At 73.5% G+C, this 18422-nt stretch carries 15 protein-coding genes; 11 read left to right on the forward strand and 4 right to left on the reverse strand.

Annotation, left to right across the window (positions count from 1 at the left end; genetic code table 11):
• Together ACWDR0_RS29330 and ACWDR0_RS29335 are read right to left on the reverse strand one after the other, a co-directional pair.
• On the reverse strand, positions 1-2157 hold a 2157-nt coding region (locus ACWDR0_RS29330; protein WP_456354819.1), incomplete at its 3' end, for an FtsX-like permease family protein.
• Positions 2154-2861, reverse strand: coding sequence for an ABC transporter ATP-binding protein (locus tag ACWDR0_RS29335; protein WP_456354820.1), 708 nt, complete (start codon positions 2859-2861; stop codon positions 2154-2156). The genes ACWDR0_RS29335 and ACWDR0_RS29330, both read right to left, overlap by 4 nt.
• Before the next feature lie 211 nt (positions 2862-3072).
• Here ACWDR0_RS29335 and ACWDR0_RS29340 point away from each other — a divergent pair, with 211 nt between their 5' ends.
• From ACWDR0_RS29340 to ACWDR0_RS29355, 4 genes are all read left to right on the forward strand, one after another.
• Positions 3073-4365 (forward strand): sensor histidine kinase, encoded by a 1293-nt coding sequence (locus tag ACWDR0_RS29340; RefSeq protein WP_456354821.1) that lies wholly within the window; start codon positions 3073-3075, stop codon positions 4363-4365.
• A complete protein-coding gene (locus ACWDR0_RS29345; protein WP_456354822.1) occupies positions 4362-5060 on the forward strand; it encodes a response regulator in 699 nt (232 codons plus the stop codon). Before ACWDR0_RS29340 ends, ACWDR0_RS29345 begins: the two co-directional genes overlap by 4 nt.
• Before the next feature lie 323 nt (positions 5061-5383).
• Positions 5384-5839, forward strand: a complete 456-nt coding sequence (locus tag ACWDR0_RS29350; RefSeq protein ID WP_456354823.1) for a hypothetical protein — start codon at positions 5384-5386, stop codon at positions 5837-5839.
• A gap of 227 nt (positions 5840-6066) precedes the next feature.
• Positions 6067-7860, forward strand: a complete 1794-nt coding sequence (locus tag ACWDR0_RS29355; RefSeq protein ID WP_456354824.1) for a lysyl oxidase family protein — start codon at positions 6067-6069, stop codon at positions 7858-7860.
• On the opposite strand, the gene ACWDR0_RS29360 is transcribed toward ACWDR0_RS29355, so the two are convergent.
• Positions 7838-9475 (reverse strand): hypothetical protein, encoded by a 1638-nt coding sequence (locus ACWDR0_RS29360; protein ID WP_456354825.1) that lies wholly within the window; start codon positions 9473-9475, stop codon positions 7838-7840. The two genes, ACWDR0_RS29355 and ACWDR0_RS29360, sit on opposite strands and share 23 nt — an antisense overlap.
• Before the next feature lie 269 nt (positions 9476-9744).
• Positions 9745-10734, reverse strand: a complete 990-nt coding sequence (locus tag ACWDR0_RS29365; protein ID WP_456354826.1) for a helix-turn-helix transcriptional regulator — start codon at positions 10732-10734, stop codon at positions 9745-9747.
• A gap of 501 nt (positions 10735-11235) precedes the next feature.
• On the opposite strand from ACWDR0_RS29365, the gene ACWDR0_RS29370 reads away from it, so the two are divergent.
• Genes ACWDR0_RS29370 through ACWDR0_RS29400 form a run of 7 tightly spaced genes read left to right on the forward strand, consistent with a single transcriptional unit; the run spans position 11236 to position 18400 of the window.
• Positions 11236-11598, forward strand: a complete 363-nt coding sequence (locus ACWDR0_RS29370) for a hypothetical protein (RefSeq protein WP_456354827.1) — start codon at positions 11236-11238, stop codon at positions 11596-11598.
• The gene (locus ACWDR0_RS29375) at positions 11568-12626 is read left to right on the forward strand and encodes a glycosyltransferase family 2 protein (protein ID WP_456354828.1); all 1059 of its coding nucleotides are present in this window, start codon (positions 11568-11570) and stop codon (positions 12624-12626) included. Before ACWDR0_RS29370 ends, ACWDR0_RS29375 begins: the two co-directional genes overlap by 31 nt.
• Positions 12619-13782, forward strand: a complete 1164-nt coding sequence (locus ACWDR0_RS29380; protein WP_456354829.1) for a lysylphosphatidylglycerol synthase domain-containing protein — start codon at positions 12619-12621, stop codon at positions 13780-13782. Before ACWDR0_RS29375 ends, ACWDR0_RS29380 begins: the two co-directional genes overlap by 8 nt.
• Positions 13779-15221 carry an aspartate aminotransferase family protein gene (locus ACWDR0_RS29385; RefSeq protein ID WP_456354830.1) on the forward strand — a complete coding sequence of 481 codons (1443 nt, stop codon included), beginning with the start codon at positions 13779-13781 and terminating at the stop codon, positions 15219-15221. Before ACWDR0_RS29380 ends, ACWDR0_RS29385 begins: the two co-directional genes overlap by 4 nt.
• Positions 15212-16255 carry an NAD-dependent epimerase/dehydratase family protein gene (locus ACWDR0_RS29390; RefSeq protein WP_456354831.1) on the forward strand — a complete coding sequence of 348 codons (1044 nt, stop codon included), beginning with the start codon at positions 15212-15214 and terminating at the stop codon, positions 16253-16255. The genes ACWDR0_RS29385 and ACWDR0_RS29390 overlap by 10 nt, the downstream gene beginning before the upstream one ends.
• 56 nt (positions 16256-16311) lie before the next feature.
• Complete coding sequence (locus ACWDR0_RS29395; protein ID WP_456354832.1) at positions 16312-17298, forward strand: UbiA prenyltransferase family protein; 987 nt, start codon at positions 16312-16314, stop codon at positions 17296-17298.
• Positions 17299-17353: 55 nt separating this feature from the next.
• Entirely contained in the window at positions 17354-18400 is a 1047-nt protein-coding gene (locus ACWDR0_RS29400; RefSeq protein WP_456354833.1) for a glycosyltransferase family 2 protein, read from the forward strand.
• Positions 18401-18422: the final 22 nt, after the last annotated feature.

Consider the following 18422-nt stretch of genomic DNA (forward strand, 5'->3'; position numbering starts at 1 on the left):
TGCCGGTCGCCGGTCGGTCCGGATCCGGGCGGGCGCCCGTCGCGGCGGGGCGGGGGTCCGGACGTACCGGGCGCGGGCGCGGGGGAGTGCCGCTCTGCCGAGGGCCTTGTGGATCCCGATCTCCCGGACCCGTTCGCGGGTGTCGAGCAGTACGCCGTTGAGCACGCCGAGCGCGGCGACGGCGATCAGCACCAGGGTGAGGAGCGCGGACAGCGCGTTGAGCGTGACGGCCATATCGCTGCCGGCGCCCAGCACGCCCCTGCGGGCGGTGGCCCCCAGCGGAGCCAGTTCCTCGTTCAGCGCGTCGAGATAGCCGGAGACACCGGTCCCCGGGGCGACCGCGATGTGATGACTGGTCTCCCTCGGATCGGGACGCGCCGCCCCGAAGGACGCGATATCGGTGTAGACCTGCATACCGCCGTTGCGGGGGTCCAGCACCTCCCCGACGATCCGCACCGTGACCGGTCCGGCCGGAGTGCTCAGGGTGACGGTGTCGCCGAGGCCGGTTCCGGTGGCCGCCAGGAACGGGGTCGGAACCACGGCCTCGCCGGACGTCCGGAGCCAGCGGCCCGAGACCATCGCATAGCCGCCCCAGGAGGCGTCGCCCGTGAAGGCGATCACCTCGACGGTGCCGGACCGGCCCGGCACCGTCGCCCGTACCGTCGTCGCGCTGTAGTACTTCCCGGTCCCGGGCGCGGCCGCGACGGCCGCGGTGACCGCGGCGGGATCCGCCCCGGCCCGCTCCCGCGCACCGCTGCCCGGGGGCCCGAACCCCGGCGGGGGCGCGGGCACGGTGACATCGGCGGCGTCGTGGTCCTTGGCCGCCAGCACCTCGCCGAGTGAGGCGCCGAGACCCACGGTGAACGTGACCGCGACGGTACCGAACAGCACCGCCGTGCCCATGACCAGAGCCCGGGCCGGCCGTACGAAGGGCCGGGCCAGCCCCAGCGCGACCGGCAGCGGCAGCGGCAGCCGCCCCGCCCACCGCGCCGCCCACCGGCCCCGGCCCGCCGGAGCGGTACGCCCGGCGGCGAGGGCGTCGACCGTACGCAGCCGTCCGGCCCGCCGGGCGCTCGCCCAGGCCGTGACCGCCACCAGCCCCAGCACCCCCGCGCCCACCGCGACATCGACCCACGGCGCGACGGCCAGCGACGACGTCCGGTAGACCTGCTCGGTCTCGGCCAGTACCGGGACGGCGAGCAGATGACCGGCGAGCACCCCGACCGCCGTACCGGCCGCGGCCGGGATCAGCGCCTGCCCGGCATACGCCCGGACGACCTGGGCCGGGGTGAAGCCGACGGCCTTGAGCACCCCGATGCGGCGGGTCGCCGTACCGACGGCCGACGCGACGACATTGCCGACCACGAGCACCGACATGACCAGCCCCAGCACGCCGAAGGCGACGAGGAACGGTACGAAGAGCGCGATATCGCGCTCGGCGGTCTCCCTGACGGCCAGCCACGACTGCTCGCCGACGGCCGCCCCCGGCGGCAGCGACGCCCTGACGGCCTCGCCGCCCGCGGTGACCGCCGCGGCCGTGTCCGCGGCGGTGAAACGGTAGAGCATCTGATAGCCCCCGCCGCCGGGTTCGGTGAGCGACGGCAGCACGGACGGCACCACCCAGGCATCCGCGGTCCCGGTGACCGAACGGGCCGTGCCCACCACGGTCAGGGCCGGTGCGCCGGACCGGCCGGGGAAGGTGATCCGGGTCCCCAGGACCGGGCCGGGAAAGGCGTCCGCCGACAGTACGATCTCGCCGGGCCCCGCGGCCCACCGGCCGTCGAGCAGCGCCAACTCGTCCACGTCCCGGCCCGGATCGGCCCGCCCGGCCACTGTGACCGGCACCCCGGGGCCCGCCCCGCGCAACCGCGGGACGACCGTCGCCGTACGGAACGGACCGGCCGCGGCACTCACCCCCCGGGCTCCCGCGGAGGCCGACAGCCGCTCCGCGCTCACCCGCCCCGCGTCGAACTGCACGGACAGATGCGCGCCGCGCTGCCCGGCGAAGGCGTCGTCGAACGGCGCGCCGGAGACCGCCAGCAGCGAACCGCCGAGGACGGCGGCGGCCACCGCGGCGGCCGTGGTGAGCGCGATCACCAGGCTCTGCACCCACCGCCGCCGCACCCCGGAGCGCACCACCCGGCCCAGCGCGCTCATCGGACGGTCTCCGGGGCCCCGGCCCCCGACGGGGCGTCCCCGGTGATCCGGCCGTCGGCGATCCGGACCGTACGGCTCGTGCAGGACCGGGCCAGCGCCAGATCGTGGGTCACCACCACAATGGTCTGCCCCTCGGCGTTGAGACCGGTGAACAGCTCGCCGACGTCCTGCCCGGCGGCCGTGTCCAGGGCACCGGTCGGTTCGTCGGCCAGCAGCAGCGCCGGACGGTTCATCAGGGCCCGGGCCACCGCGGCGCGCTGCCGCTCACCGCCGGACAGCCGCCCCGGGTAGGCGCGGGCGTGCCGCCCGATGCCCAGCCGTTCCAGCAGCTCCGCCGCCCGGCGGTCGGCCGCCCCGCGCCGGGTGCCCGCGAGACGCGCGGGCAGCGCGACATTGTCGGCGACCGTCAGATCGTCGAGCAGATGGAAGAACTGGAAGACCATGCCGACTCTCGACCGCCGGTAGAGCGCCGACCCGGCCTCGCCCAGCCGGTCCACCCGCACCCCGTCCACGGTGACCGTCCCCCCGTCGGGCCGGTCCAGCCCGGCGATCAGGTTGAGCAGGGTGGACTTGCCGCTGCCGGAGGGGCCGAGGACCGCGACGGACTCACCGGGACTTACGGACAGCGACACCTCGCGCAGCGCGGGCGGCCCGTCGTCGTACCGGCGGCTCACCCCGCACAGTTCGATCAGCGGCTGGGTCATCGAAGGCTCCTCGGGTAGGTACGGCAGGCCCTCCGCAACCTAGGAGCGGCCCCGTCCGCCGCGCGTCGCCCGCCCGGACCCCTTGCGGTACCGCGCCGGGACGATTCCCGGAAACGTCATCCCTGCGATGTAGGCGGCTGATGTACGCGATGCCGCGGGAACGGCCGCGGAGGCGGACCCCGGGGACCCGTACGGCGGCGACAATGAACCGGTGACGGACGTACGCACAACACCGGCGCGGCTGCGGGAGACCGCCCGCCGCACGGTCCGCGACGCCGTGCTCCCCGGTGGCCCGCCGCTGCGGCCCACCCGGCGCGCCCGGCAGTTCGACGCGCTGCTCGCGCTGCTGCTCGGTATCGCCACCGTCTACTACGGCATCGACAACACCGGTGTCGTCGTGGTGCGGGAGATCGGACCCGGGGTGCAGATCGTCTCGCCGCGCCCCTCGGGCCCCGGCGGACTGGCCTTCATGGTGGTGCTCGCGACCGTCGCCTCGGGCGCCCTGGCACTGCGCCGCCGCTATCCGCTCGCCGTGCTCTGCGTGGTGACGGCGGCGACCCTGGCCACCCCGCACAGCGTGCTGCGGCTGACCTTCTACGCGTTCGTCATCGCCGTCTACAGCGCCGCCGTCCACAGTCCCCGCCGGGTGGCGACCCTCGTGGTGCTGCCCCCGGCGATCGTCCTGGTCGGCACCTCGGGCAACGCGGTGACACCGATCGTCCCCAACGAGTACATCGCCCTGCTGATCCTGGTCCCGATGGCCGTCGCCGCCGTCGGACTGCGCACCTGGAAACTCCGCACCGACGAGGGCCGGACCCGGCTCTCCGCCCTGGAACGCGAACAGGCCGACGCGCTGCGCCGGGCCGTCGAGCACGAGCGGGCCAGGATCGCCCGGGAACTCCACGACGTCGTCACCCACAACGTCAGTGTGATGATCATTCAGGCGGGTGCCGCCCGCAAGATCATGAAAACGTCCCCGGAGCAGGCCGGTGAGGCCCTGCTCGCCGTCGAAGCGGGCGGCCGCGCGGCCATGACCGAACTGCGCCATGTCATGGGCCTGTTGACGACGACCGGTGACGACGAGGGCGCGGACGGCGCCGACGACGGGGACCTGGCCCCGCAACCCGGCCTGGACCAGCTGGAGGCGCTGGTCGGCCGGCTCCGCGACACCGGACTGACCGTCGGTCTGACGGTGACCGGACCGCCCCGCCCTCTCCAGCCCGGCCTCGAACTCGCCGCCTACCGCGTGGTCCAGGAAGCCCTCACCAACACCGTCAAGCACGCGTCCGGTGCCACCGCCGCCGTGACCGTCGAGTACGGGCCGGAGCGGCTGCGGGTGGAAGTGACCGACACCGGCGGCCGTCCGGGCGGAACGGCGGGCAGCGGTCTGGGCCTGATCGGCCTGCGCGAACGCCTCGCCGTCTACGACGGCACCCTGAACACCGGCCGGCGCCCGGCCGGCGGTTACCGCGTCGAGGCCCTGATCCCCCTGGAGTTACCGTGAACGAGCCGCTGCGGGTCCTGCTCGCCGATGACCAGACCCTGGTCAGGACCGGGTTCCGGCTGATCCTCGGCGCCGACGGCATCGAGGTCGTCGCCGAGGCGACCGACGGCGCCGAAGCCGTCGAAGCGGTCCGCCGCACCCGCCCCGACGTGGTCCTGATGGACGTCCGGATGCCCGGCACGGACGGTCTGGAGGCCACCCGCCGCATTCTCACCGGCGCCCCGGGCGAACCCCGGGTCATCATCCTCACCACCTTCGACCTCGACCGGTACGTCTACGCGGCCCTGTCCGCCGGGGCCAGCGGCTTCCTGCTCAAGGACGTCACCCCCGAGCAGCTGACCGCGGCCGTCCGTACGGTCCGCACCGGCGACGCCCTTCTCGCGCCCGCCATCACCCGGCGGCTGGTCCAGCGGTTCACCCGGCGCGGCAGCGACACCGCGGGCCTCCACCGCGACCTCGCCGCGCTCACCCCGCGCGAACTGGAGGTCCTCTCCCTGCTGGCCAGAGGGCTGAGCAATGCCGAACTCGCCGCCCGCCTCCAACTGGCCGAGGCGACCGTGAAGACGCATGTGGCCCGGATCCTCGCGAAGCTCGGACTCCGCGACCGGGTCCAGGCCGTCATCGTCGCCTATGAGACGGGGCTGGTCAGCGCCGGTGCGTACGGGGCCGACCCGCGGAGCGCCGAGCAGCCGTAGCCCGGCCCCGGGCACCGGGAACGACCGCCGGGGAGCAGCGCCCCGGTGACGCCGGGAGCAGTGCCCGCCGCGGCGGCGGGAGGAGTGCCCGCGCCGCGGCGGAAGCCCGTGACTCCCGCCGCCGCGCGCCGGTTTCGGAGCGGTCTCGATCGGATCGTACGACGGCCGGGGCGGCCCCGGGCCGCATATCTTGTCCACCCTTGAACCATCCCGTTCCCCGGAGTTCCGCTGTGGCCATGCCCCCGTCCCCGCCGCCCGCCGACCTGCCCGCACCGCCGAAACGGCTGGGAGGGAGAGAGAAAGCAGCACTCGGCGGCGGGGGGTTGATCCTTCTGTTCCTCGCCGTCGGGTTCACCGGCACGGCCCTCTCCGACGACCCCCGGACGGTCACCAAGCCGGTACCGGGACCCACGGTGACGGTGACGGTGACCGCCACCCCGCGGGCCGAGGCGCCCGCGGCCGCCGGGACGGAGGAGCCGGTCCCGGCCGCGACGAGGACCGCCGCTCCGGTCGCGCGGACGGAGGCCGGTACGGACCCGGCGGCCTCCTCCGCCGGGCGGCTGCCGAATCTGGTGGGGCAGCAGCTCCAGGCCGCGCAGGACGCGGCCCAGGCGGCGGGCTTCCACCGGCTCGACTCGCACGACGCGACCGGCGAGGGCCGGATGCAGGTGCTCGACCGGAACTGGAAGGTCTGCTCCCAGACCCCCGCCCCCGGCCGGGCCGACCCGTCCGGGACGGTGGACTTCGGAGCCGTGAAAATCGAGGAGAGCTGTCCGTGAACAGCCCCTGCCCTCCTCCGCACGCACCCGGGCGACACGAAACCCGGCCGGAAGCCGTCGTGTTCGGTAAAACGCGCCGAGTCTGAAAGAGTGCCCCGGTCCCGGACCGCCTCCCGGCCCGACCGCCGCCGCCACGGCGCCGCGGTTCCCCGGCCGGTGCGGTCCGCAGGGCCCGGCCGCGGACCACCGGCGGCCCCGCACCACGGCACTCGTCAGCAAGGGAAGACATGACCAGAACCAGCCGGAAGCGTACGTGGGCCGGGGTTCTCTCCGCGGCGTCGGCCGTTGCCGTGGCGGCCGGGCTCGTCGCCGCGACGCCCGCCGGGGAGCCCGTGCCGAGCGCGGCCACGGCACCGGACATCACCCTGGTGGCGGCCTCGCCGGAGGTCGTCCTTCAGCAGTGGGAGGGCCCGGACCGGCAGCGGTACGTCGATCCGGCCGGTCTCGGAACCTATGTCGCCGTCAGGGGCGGCCCCCTGGAGCTGCGGGTGACCCGGGCGAGCGCCACCGCTCCCGTCCGGGTCCGGCAGCTCGTCCATCACGGCAGGAAGACCGTGGTGAAGGAGCTGCCCGCGGGGCTGGTGCGGGACCTCGGAGGTCTGCCGGACTTCACCGAGATCACCTTCACCGACCCGGCCGGAGCGGCGGTCGCCACCCACCGGGAGACCTTCTGCCCGAACAACGCCTCGGCGCGTATCGACCCCGGTGCCGCGCCCGTGCCGCGCTATCCGGAGGAGTGCCTCGACGGCCCCTTCACCGTCGGCATGGTGTGGGGCGTCGAGCGGGGCTGGGCCACCAACACCAGCACGGTCTGGAGCAGCACCCCGCTGAGCCTGCCCGCCGGGACGTACACCGCGCGGGTCTCCGTGGCGAAGAAGTACCGCGAGCTCTTCGGTATCGAGGACAGGCCGCAGACGGTCAGGGTGAAGGTCTCGCCTCCGGACCCCGGCCGGGCGGACGCCCGCTCCGGACACCCGGACCGCGGGACGGGCCGGACCGCCGCCATGCACCCGGACCACGGCACGGGCCCGGCCGGGCACCACACCCACGCCGCCGGGCCCGGCCCGGACCGCACCCCGGTCGGCATCCCCGCCGGTCCCTGGAAGGCCGAGGACAGCTCCTACCGGCCGGTCGTGCCCGAGGTCCCGCACGCCCTGAAGCAGCCGGCCCGCACCGCACCGGAGCGGCCGGGCGACGGCCCCGGCTACACCGACGGCTCCCGCTTCGCGCCGCGCGCCGAGGCCGCGGCGGAGCGCCCGGCGGGCCCGGCGGTGGTACCGGCCGGGGTGCCCAGGCCCGATCTGCGCGCCCTGCCCGCCTGGGACATCGCGGTCGAGACCGAGCGCACGGGCGAGCCGGCGGGCCGCGACCACCTGGCCTTCGCGGGCACCACCTGGAACGCGGGCGGCTCACCGCTCGTCGTGGACGGCTTCCGCCGGTTCGGCGAGCCGCTGATGGACGCGTACCAGTACTTCTACGACACCAGGGGCGGGCAGGCCGGGCACGCCCTCACCGGCACCCTGGAGTGGGACGGGCGCCCGGGCCACAACCACTGGCATTTCACCGACTTCGCCGCCTACCGGCTGCTCACCGAGGACCGGAAGGAGGTGGTGCGCAGTGACAAGGAGGCGTTCTGCCTCGTCAATACGGATGCCGTCGACTACACCTTGAAGGATGCGGACTGGCGCCCCCATGGCACCGAGCTGGCCAGCGCCTGCGGTCAGGACGAGCCCCAGGCGCTGTCGATGCGGCAGTCGCTCGCCGTCGGCTCCGGTGACACGTACAGCCGGGATCTGCCGGGCCAGTCCTTCGACATCACGGAGGTGCCGAACGGCACGTACTGGATTCAGACCGTCGCCAATCCGTCCCGGCGGCTCCACGAGACGACCCTCGCCAACAACGAGGCCTACCGCCGGATCGTCCTGGGCGGGGCCCCGGGTGCCCGGACGGTGACCGCCGCGCCGCTCGGTGCCGTACCGGCCGGGTCACCGGCGGCCGTCAGGCGTTCCACAATTCGGTGAGCAGCGACTTCACCAGCGGGTTCGTACTCGTCGGATGCGCGCAGAAGCGGTCCTTGAAGAGCGCGGTGAGGTTCTTCGCCTCGGTGCGGACCGGCGCCGTGTCGAAGCGGCCGTACTTGTAGACCCACATCAGATAGAGCGTGGCCCGCGTATATCCGCTGCCGGGTTCGAACTGGGCGTCCATACCGTTCGGGGTGCCGGTGGCGCCCGTCCACGCGGTGCACGAGGTATGGCCGGGATCGTCCGGCTCGTTGTGGCGGGCTTCGTGCACGAAGAGGTACAGCGAGTGGACGTACGGGGTCGGCACGGTCGGCTGGGCCGGATTGTTCGACCAGAGGGCGAAGTTACGGCCCAGGGTCATCACCCCGCCGCCCGCCGAGTTGTCCATGCTGCCCAGCTGGACGCGAATGGTGTGGGTGGTCGCCCGGGCCTGGTCGTAGGCGTTGCCGGTGGTGCCGAAGGGGAGCGGCTGGAGGAACTGCGCGTGGCGGAGCACATCGAGTTTGGCGACGACGGCGGTGCGCGACGGATTGGGCGAGGCCTGGTCGAAGGGATAGCCGGGGTACGACGCCCAGCGCTGGGTCGGGTCGCCGGCCGCGCCGTCCACCCAGTCGAACGAGAAGTCGCCGAGGACCCGGTCGATCTCCGCCTGCGACGGTGCCAGCTGGTAGAGCGCCTGGAGGTCGGCGACCACCCGGACGTTGACGCTGCGCTTCAGCCGCTCCTTGACAGCGGTGATCACATGGCTGCCGGGGGAGAGGGTGACGGTCGGCGCGCCCGTGCCGAGCAGTCCGTCCCGGTCCGACTCCCAGGTGATGCCGTCGCTGTTCCAGGACGGGCCGTCCGGCTTGAGGATGCTCGCGTCGAGCCGGGTGTTCTCACCCTTCACGAAGCGCTCGCCCTCCAGCGGGCCCTGGATGCTGATGCTTCCGCCGAACCAGGGGGAGGTGCTGATCCCGGCGTGGTTGAAGCGGTAGCCCAGTCCCATCCGGTCGACGACGCTGCCGTTGAGCGCCAGGGTCCAGAGCCGGGAGAAGCCGTCGGGCTGGTTCGCCACGAAGTAGAAGTGGTCCTCCGACACCGAATGGCAGAGCCCGCCGAGGACCCGCAGTCCGGCACCGAAGAGCTTGGTGACCGTTCCGCTCCGTTTGATGGAGTAGAACCAGGTGAAGTCGGATTCGGTGATCAGCGCGTAGAAGGTGTCACTCGACTGGACGTAGGCCAGACCGCTCGCCGCTCCGGTGGCCACCGCGAACAGCAGACTGTCCTGGCCGCCCGGGGTGACCTGGTGGAATCTGATGATTCCGTCGGCGCCGTTGGCGAGCGCGTAGAAATTGCCGTCCGCGCCGCGGTAGGCGATTCCGCCGGTCAGATCGGGGCCGGTGCCGGCGACCTTCTGCAGGTTCCCCGCGACGCTCAGACTGCAGAGCCGGGGCCCTTCCGGATGGGTGGGCGCCACCGTGTAGTACAGCCGGGTGGACGGGTTGTACGTCAGCCCGGCGAGCCGGTTCGTGGTTCCCAGGGACTTCTGGTTCACGGTGCCCTGGATGTCGATGGTGGTCCAGGTCGGATCGGTGCCCGGGAACAGGGAGCCGATGGCGTAGAGGTCGATCATGCGCACCACCACAGGTCGTCGAAGGCGTACTCACCGGCCCGCGGCGGGCGCCGTACGGACGGGAGAGCGCCGCGGCCGGTACGAGGCTGGCACGGGGGGCGGTGCGGGCGGGTGAGGCGCGCACGCCCCTCGGACGATGCCGTCGTCCGGCCGATGGGCTTCGACCCGCTCGGCGTACTCGCCGGGCTGCCGCCGGACGGTCGGCCGGGGTCCGGCCGGTAGCGCGGGCCGCGCGCCGCCGCGGCCCGGGCGGGTCCGGCCGCCGGTCGTCAGATCCAGCCCCTGCGGACGGCCTCGGCACCGGCCTGGAACCGGCTGCGGGCCTCCAGCCGGCCGGTGAGGTCGGCGTTCATCCGGCGTACCGTGCGCAGCGATACGCCGAGGCGGCGCGAGATGGTGTCGTCGGTGTGGCCCTTGGCGAGCAGGCGCAGCAGCTCCTTCTCCTGCGGGCTGAGGCCGTGGTGGTCGTGGGGCGGGGTGGGGCCGACCGGATTGGCCCGCGCCCAGTACTCCTCGAACAGCAGCCGGGCCACCGTGACCGCGCCGGTGCTGCGGAGTTCCAGGGCCCCGGCCCGGCCGTCCCGCGGGTCGAGGGGGACGAGGGCCACCTCGCGGTCGAAGACGACCATCGGGATGGCCAGCGACGGCAGGGTACGGGCCTCACCGCCGAGGCCGCCCAGCCAGTTGACATAGCGCACCGTCTCCGGCGCGTTGCGGAAGCTGTCCTGGTAGATGCTGCGGATCCGGACCCCGCGGGCCAGGGCCTGCTGGTCGAGCGGGCGGCTGTCGGCGATGGTGTCGGGCGACTGCGCCCCGCCCGGCAGCAGCGACAGATACTCGAAACGGACCAGCTCGGCCAGTTCCGAGAGCCGTACCCGCATCTCGTGGCGGCCCTCCAGCCGTTTGACGACGTCGTAGCCCCGCGGCAGCCGGGCGGTCCGGCGGGCGGTGAGGGTGGTGACGGCGGCCCGTGCCTCCTCCAGGCCGCGCTGCTGCTTGGCGAGTTCGGCCTCCCGGCGGGAGAGGAGATACGAGAGGCCGACATCCGGGTCCGTGGCGCGGAACAACTGCTCCCCGGCCGCGTGGATGCCGGCCTGGTCGAGTAAGCAGAGATCGGCGAGCCGGTCGAGTGCGGCGCGCACCTCCTCCTCGCTCCAGCCCACTCTGGTGACGATCTGATCGAGTCTGAGTTCCGGTTCCTCCAGGAAGAGCCGGTATACGGTCTCCGTCCGAGGGTCCAGGCCGAGTGCGTTGAACAATACTTCCCCCCAAATCTCCGGTTGCGCCCATCATTGCCTTCAAGGGCACGGGATCGGGCGCGAGTTCAGGATTCGGCCCGGCAACGCGGCCGGCCGGGCGGGGTGCCGCCGATGGACATCCTCAGCCCTGCCAATGGTATGGACCAGGTGAAAGGGCTGGCCGAAAGGTGCCGGGCACTTCCCTGCCAGCGCCCGGGTCCGGCCAGCTCCGCGGCGGGATCCGCGCTGGCATCCGGTGACCGCGGAACCGGCTGCCAGCCGCCGGGGCTGGCCGGGCTCCCCGGCGGCTGGCAAGAATCGGCGGCGGGCCGGGGACCACCCGGTCCCACTGCCGAGGGGAGCAGCACATGATGAACTCGCCGCGCGGTCCCGCGGTCTGTACGACCCCCGTCCGAAGGCTTCTCCGGGCGGCGGCGGACACCTCCCCCGGGGCAGCCGCCGCCGTTCCGGTAAGGCCCCCGGACGGGGCCGTCGGGGGCTGAGCCCCCGAACGCGCTGCCGATGTACCTCGTGACCGCGCTGCTGATCACCGTCGGGGTCCAGGGGGGCCGGCGCACCCCCGATCCCGGCGAATTGGCCGAGATCATGCGTTCGTTCCGGCGGCCCAGGGCCGCCGGGGACGCCAGTGTCCCCGCGCATCTGCACACCGTCGCGGGCCCGGACCGGGTCCATGCCGCGCTCTTCATGGAGGCGGTCGACCCGGCCGACGCCGAAGGCGCCGCCTTCTGCTTCCTCTCCGGAGTGCTCGACCGCTGCCCCGTCGGCTGGGCGCTGGCGGCCCTCGGGCGCGTGGAGCCGACCCGTACCGCCGAACCGAGAAGCCAGGGAGCGACATGCCAGGGGAACGACCCACCGTTTCCGTGATCATCCCCACCTACAACTACGAGAAGACCCTGGGTGCCGTCCTGGAATCGGTGTACGCCCAGACCCTCACCCCGCTCGACGTGGTGGTCGTGGACGACCGCAGCACCGACAACTCCCGGGAGATCGCCCGGCAGTTCCCCTGCACCCTGGTGACCTCGCCCGTCAACCGGGGGGTATCCGCCGCCAGGAACCTCGGGGTGCGCCACAGCCGCGGCGAGATCCTGTTCTTCCTGGACTCGGACGTCGCCCTGGCACCCGACGCCCTCGCCAACGCCGTCGACCTGCTGCTGAGCGACCCCGGCACGGGCTGTGTGCACGGCATCTACGACACCGAACCGCTGATCGACGACGGCCCGGTGGAGCGCTACCGCATTCTGCACGCCCACCACTGGCGGCGGCGCAGCATCGGTCTGGTCGGTACCGCGATCTTCGCCCTGGCGGCGATGCCGCGCTCCGTCTTCGAGGAGGTCGGCCCGTTCGACGAGAAACTGCGCGACTCGGAGGACGTCGAGTACAGCGCCCGGCTGAGCGTGGCCCACCGGATCAGGATGACCGACACGGTGGTGGGACGGCACGACGACGTGGACCGCCTCGGGCCGATGCTCTCCGAGCAGTTCCGCCGCTCGCAGCTGCTGCTGCCGGTGGCGGCGGTCGAGGAGCGCCGCGGCGGCGGCCTGAAGGCCAACCCCCCGGCCGGGGCGCTCGCCGCCGCCCTGGTGCCCGCCACCCTGCCGCTCGGCCTGCTCACCCCCTGGCTGCTCCCGGTGCCCGCGCTCTGTCTGCTCTGGTTCGCGCTGGCCGACCGGGGGCTGGCCCGGTTCGTCGCCCGGGAACGCGGCCCGGGATTTATGCTCTGGTTCCTGCTGGCGCACTTCCTGGTGCATCTGGCACTGGTGTCCGGAGCCCTCGTCGGGGCGGTGCGCTGGCTGGTCGACCCCGGCTTCGGCCCCTCGGTCCGGCGCCGCGCGGACCGTACGCCGGCCGGGCCGCGGGCCGCGGGCGCGAGAACCGGACCGGCCGGTGAGTGATAAGGCTCCGGCACCCCCGGCCCCGGCGCCCCCCGACCGGGCGCCCTCCGGTACGGGCGCCGCCGCGCCCGCACCGGCGGACGGCCTTCCCGGGGCACCCGGAGCGCACGGGACGGCCGCGGCCGCCGCACCCGCGGGCGGCCCCGGACCGTCCGGGGCGGCGAAGACGGCGGAACCCCCCGCCCCGGCGCCGCCCCGGACCCGGCCGCTGCGCTCCCGGATCCTGCGCGCCCTGGCCGCCGTCGTCCTGCTCACCGCGACGGCCCTGGCGGTCGGCGGCTCGCTGGAGGGCGCCGGCACCGAGATCTCCGAGGCCGCGCGCCGCCCCGGCGGAGCCCTGCTGCTGGTCTCCGCCGTGCTGGCCAACGCGGCCGGGCTGATGCTGTCGATGCTCTCCTGGCGGGTCCTGGTCACCGACGGCGGCACCGGACTGCCGCTGCCCGTCGCCGCCCGGATCTTCTTCATCGGATTCATCAGCAAGTTCGTCCCGGGCCGGATCTGGGGTGTGCTCGCGCATATCCAGCTCGGCCGGGACGCGGGGGTGGCACCCGAGCGGATGCTCGCCGGGTTCGGGCTCGGCCTGGTCACCGGTATCGCCACCGGCGCCGCGGCCGGACTGCTGGTGGCGCCCGCCGTACTCGGCGGACACGCCTGGGTCCTGGCGCCCCTGGTCCTGCTGGCCCTCGCCGCCTACGCCCGGCCCGGCTGGGTGAACCGGCTGGTGGCGGCGGCCCTGAAACTGGCCCGGCGGCCCCCCGTCGAACCGGGCTCGCCACGGGCCGTACGCCGCTCCATCCTGCTCGCCCTCGCCTCCTGGGGAGTGTCCGGACTGCACCTGTGGGCGCTCGCCGTGCTCTACGGCGCACCGGCCGGCGCCTCCCTCGCGGTGACCGTCGGCGGCTTCGCCCTGGCCACCGTCGCGGGCAGTCTCGCCTTCGTCCTGCCCGACGGCATCGGCGCCCGGGAGCTGGTGCTGCTGGCGCCGCTCGCCACCCTGATGCCGCTCTCCGCCGCGACCGCCGTGGTGATCACGAGCCGGCTGGTCTGCGTCCTCAGCGAGGTCGCCGCCACCGGGGCCGCCCTCCTCTGGGCCCGGCTCGCCCGCCGCGCCCCGACCGCCCTGTCCCGTACCACCGTTCCCGAAGGGGTCCGATGACCGCCGCACCACTGATCAGCCTCGACGAGGCCGAAGAGCTGACGGTACGCCAGGTCCATGACCTGTACCGCTCGCACGTCAACCGGAGCCAGGTCTCCCTGATGACGTCCTTCGGCTTCGGCCGGGAGCTGGTCGACCACGCCGAGGGCGCCTGGATCCACACCCGCGACGGCCGCCGCATCCTGGACTTCACCGGCGGTGTCGGGGTACTCAACCACGGCCACAACCACCCCCGGATCCTGGCCGCCCGCCGGCGCTTCCAGGAGCGCCGCCGGATGGAGGTCCACAAGACGTACTTCTCGCCGTACGTCGCCGCGCTGGGCCACAACCTCGCCCGGCTGCTCCCCGGCGACCTCGGGATGTCCTTCTTCCCCAACTCCGGCGCCGAGGCGGTGGAAGGGGCGGTCAAGCTCGCCTACAAGTACCACTCCGGCCGCCGCAAGCAGATCCTGCACGCCGACATCAGCTTCCACGGCAAGCTGCTCGGCTCCGGCAGCCTCACCGGCAGCGCCCAGTCCGCCGCCTTCACCTTCCCCGGTATCCCCGGGGTCTCCTCCTTCGCCTACGGCGATCTGGACTCGGTACGGGAGGCCGTCGCCCGCGCCCGCGACGCCAAGGGCCGCTGCGACGTCTACGCGCTGCTGATCGAACCCTTCTCGGCCTCCACGATGACCGAATGCTCCGAGGACTTCCTGCGCGGACTGCGTGAACTGTGCACCGCCGAGGACATCGTGCTGATCTTCGACGAGATCTACACCGGCTGGGGCAAGACCGGCAGCCTCTTCCACTTCATGCGCTACCCCGGGCTGGTGCCCGACATCGTCACCACCTCCAAGGCCTTCGGCGGCGGCAAGTCGTCGATCTCCGCCTTCGTCGCCCGCGAGCCCGTCTTCAAGCAGGCGTACGACAACCTCGGCGACGCCATGCTCCAGTCCACCAGCACCACCTACTACGGCTTCGGCGAGGAGACCGCCACCGCCATCGAGGCGGTCAACATCGTCGTCGAGGACGACTACCCGGCCCGCGCCCGCGACCTCGAACGAGTTCTCGTGCCCGGCCTGGAGCGGCTGCGCAAGCAGTTCCCCGACATCATCGCCGGGGTCCGGGGTGCCGGAGCGCTGCACGGGGTCTTCCTGGACGGCGGCCCGCGCGTCCTCGACCTCGCCGCCAAGCTCGCCCCCGGCGGACTCGCCCGCGACCCCCTGCTCCGCACCAAGCTGATCACCTGCGCGGTGATCAACGCGATGTACCAGGACCACGACGTGTTCCTCTACTACACCCTCAACGGACGCAGCCCGCTGGTCGTCGCCCCGCCGCTGGTCGCCGGGCCCGAGGAGGCCGAGATCTTCCTGGACGCCTTCGAGCAGACCCTCGCCAGGGGCCTCACCCGGCTCCTCACCTCCTTCGTCAAGGACAAGGCGGTGTCCCGGTGGGCCTGAGGATCGCCGTCACCGGAGCCGCCGGCATGCTCGGCTCCCATCTGGTCACCCGGCTCGCCGCCGACGGACACGAGGTGACCGGCCTCGACCTGCGCCCCGCCGAGAGCACCCCGGAAGGCGCCCGGCACGTACTCGCCGACATCCGCGACGGTGCCGCGCTGACCCGCGCCTTCGCCGGGGCCGACGCGCTGGTGCACTGCGCCGCCGCGCTGCCCAGCTACCCCGTCGACCAGATCCGTTCCATCACGGTCGACGGCACCCGCAGCGTCCTGACCGCCGCCGAACGCGCCCGGATACCACGCGTGGTGCACATCTCCTCCACCGCCGTCTACGGACTGCCCAAGCGGGTGCCCACCCCGGAGGAGCACCCGCGCGAGCCCGTCGACCCCTACAGCGGCGCCAAGGCGGCCGCCGAGGAGGTATGCGAGGAGTTCCGCGCCCGGGGCATGTGCCTCCCGGTACTGCGGCCCAAGACCTTCGTCGGCCCCGGCCGGATGGGCCTCTTCTCGATGCTCTTCGAATGGGCCGACGAGCGGCGGAACTTCCCGGTACTGGGCCGCGGCGACGTCCGTATCCAGATGTTCGGCATGGCCGACCTGGTGGACGCGGTGGTGCTCGCCCTGGAGGCCCCGCCGGAGACCGCGAACGACGTGTACAACGTGGGCGCCGCGGAATTCGGCACCATCCGGGAGGACTTCCAGGCCGTCCTCGACGCCGCCGGACACGGCAAGCGGGTCGTCCCGCTGCCCGCCGGACCGGCCCTCGCCGTCCTGCGGGGCCTGGAACGCACCCGGCTCTCACCGGTCTACGGCCGGCTGCTGTACAAGCTGCTCGACGACAGCTACGTGGACATCAGCCGGGCCCGCGAACGGCTCGGATTCGCCCCGCGGCAGTCCAACCGCGACGCCATCCTGCGCACCTACGAGTGGTGGCGCACCCTCCCGGCCGCCCGAGCCGCCGGCGGCACCGCCGGCCGTACCAGCCGCGATCCCTGGAAACAGGGCGCCCTCGGGCTGGCCAAGGTCTTCTTCTGACCCCCGGAACCCCTGCAGTGGAGAGCCGTGCCGTGGACATCCCGAAGATTTCCGCCGTGCCCGTGAGCGTGACGGGCCACCACACCCTCGTACCGCCTTCCGCACCACCGACACCGGGACCGACACCGACACCGGGACCGGCTCCGGCCGCGGCACCGCGCCGCGGACCGGCCGCGGACCTGCTGGCCCTGGTCCGCCCCGGCCAGTGGGTGAAGAACCTGGCCGTCGTACCGCTCGCACTGCTCGACACCCGCCACTGGACCGCCTCCGGAACCGGCGCGATCCTGCTGGCACTCGCCGTCTTCACCCTCGCCTCCGCGATCGTCTACGTCGTCAACGACCTCGCCGACCGCGACCGGGACCGGCTGCACCCGGTCAAACGGCACCGGCCGCTCGCGGCCGGCCGGATCGGCACCGGCGGGGCGCTCGCCCTGGCCGCCGGCCTCGCGACCGCGCTGACCGCCGCCGTACTGCTGCGCCCCGTCACCGACTGGTGGCCGGTCACCGTCTATCTGCTGATCAGCCTCGGCTACAGCCGCGGCCTCAAGCACGTGCCGCTGCTGGACGCGTTCATCGTGGCCACCGGATTCGTCCTCCGGCTCGTCCAGGGCTGCACCGTCCTGGACCGGCCGGTGCCGTACTGGCTCGCCGTCTGCGTCTTCTCCTTCTGCCTGCTGCTGTCGCTGGGCAAGCGGCGGCACGAACTCACCGCGGCCGAACCGGGCCACCGGCCCGCGCTCCGCGGCTACACCGTCGCCTTCACCGACCAGCTGATCGTCCTGATCGCCGGGCTGACGGCCGTGTCGTACCTCCTCTTCCTCTACGAGGACCCGGTGTTCACCGGCGCGGCCCGCACCACGGCACTGCTCACCGCACTCTGCGCGATCTTCGGACTGGCCCGCTACCTCCAGGTACTGCTGGTCGAGGAGGGCGGCGGCAACCCCGTCCGGGTACTGCTCCGCGACCGCGTCAACCTCGTCAACTCCGGTCTGTGGGCCGTGCTGATCGGCACCGCGCTGCTCCTGGCCGCCGCCGCGGACTGACCGCCGCCCGCCCCGCCGCCCGCCCCTTCCGACCCTCCGAAAGGCCCGGCCCGACATGTCCCGCCCCACCGGAAACCCCCTGGTCTCGGTCGTCGTCCCGAACTACAACTACGGCCGGGCCCTGGAGCTCTGTCTGCGTGCCGCCCAGGCCCAGACGTACCGGCCCCTGGAGATCCTGCTGGTGGACGACTGCAGCACCGACGACTCGGTGGCCGTCGCCGAATCCCTCGGGGTACGGGTCGTCAGTACCGGGGTCAACAGCGGTGTCGCCGTCACCCGCAACACCGGCGCCGCCCACGCCCGCGGCGAGATCGTGGTCTTCGTCGACTCCGACGTGGCGATGGAGCCGGACGCCGTCGCCAACGCCGTCGCCATGCTCCGGGCGAACCCGCGCATCGGCGCCGTCTGCGGCACCTACGACGCGGAGCCCCTGATCCGGGACAGTCTGGTCGAGGAGTACCGCTGTCTGCACCAGTACTACTGGCTCGCCGAACACGAGGGGCGGATCGGCACCCTGCACACCGCCATCTGCGCCGTGCCCGCCGCGGTCTTCGCCGAGATCGGCCCCTTCAACCCGAAGCTGCGGCATACCGAGGACGGGGACTACGCCGCCCGGATCTGCCGCCACTACGAGGTGCACAGCTCCACCACCGTCCGCGGCCGCCACGACCACGACGACACCTGGCGGGTGGTCCTGCGCAAGGTCTTCCACCGCACCCGGCTGCACATCCCGCTCTATGTACGCCGCCGCGACCTGCCCGGCGGCATCGCCACCGGGCCGCGCGCCGGAGCGAGCGTGGCCGCCCTGCTGGCCCCGGCCACCCTGCCCACGGCGCTGTTCGGCGCGCTCTGGCTGCTGCTGCCGGCCGGGCTGGTACTCGGCTCCCTGCTCGCCGACCGCGACCTGTACACCTTCGTACTGCGGCGCCGGGGGGCCTGGTTCACCGCGTACTTCGCCGCGGCCCACCTCGTCGTCAACGCCGCCATCGCCCTCGGCGCGGGCATCGGCGTCCTCCAGTGGCTGATGTCCCGGCGCTTCCGCGGGCTGTACGACGCGCCCGCGCCGCAGGGGAGCGGACGGCCCGCCGGGGCGGCGGCATGAGCGCCCCCGCCGAAACCGGCCG

Source organism: Streptomyces sp. NPDC003691 (genome assembly GCF_053981115.1).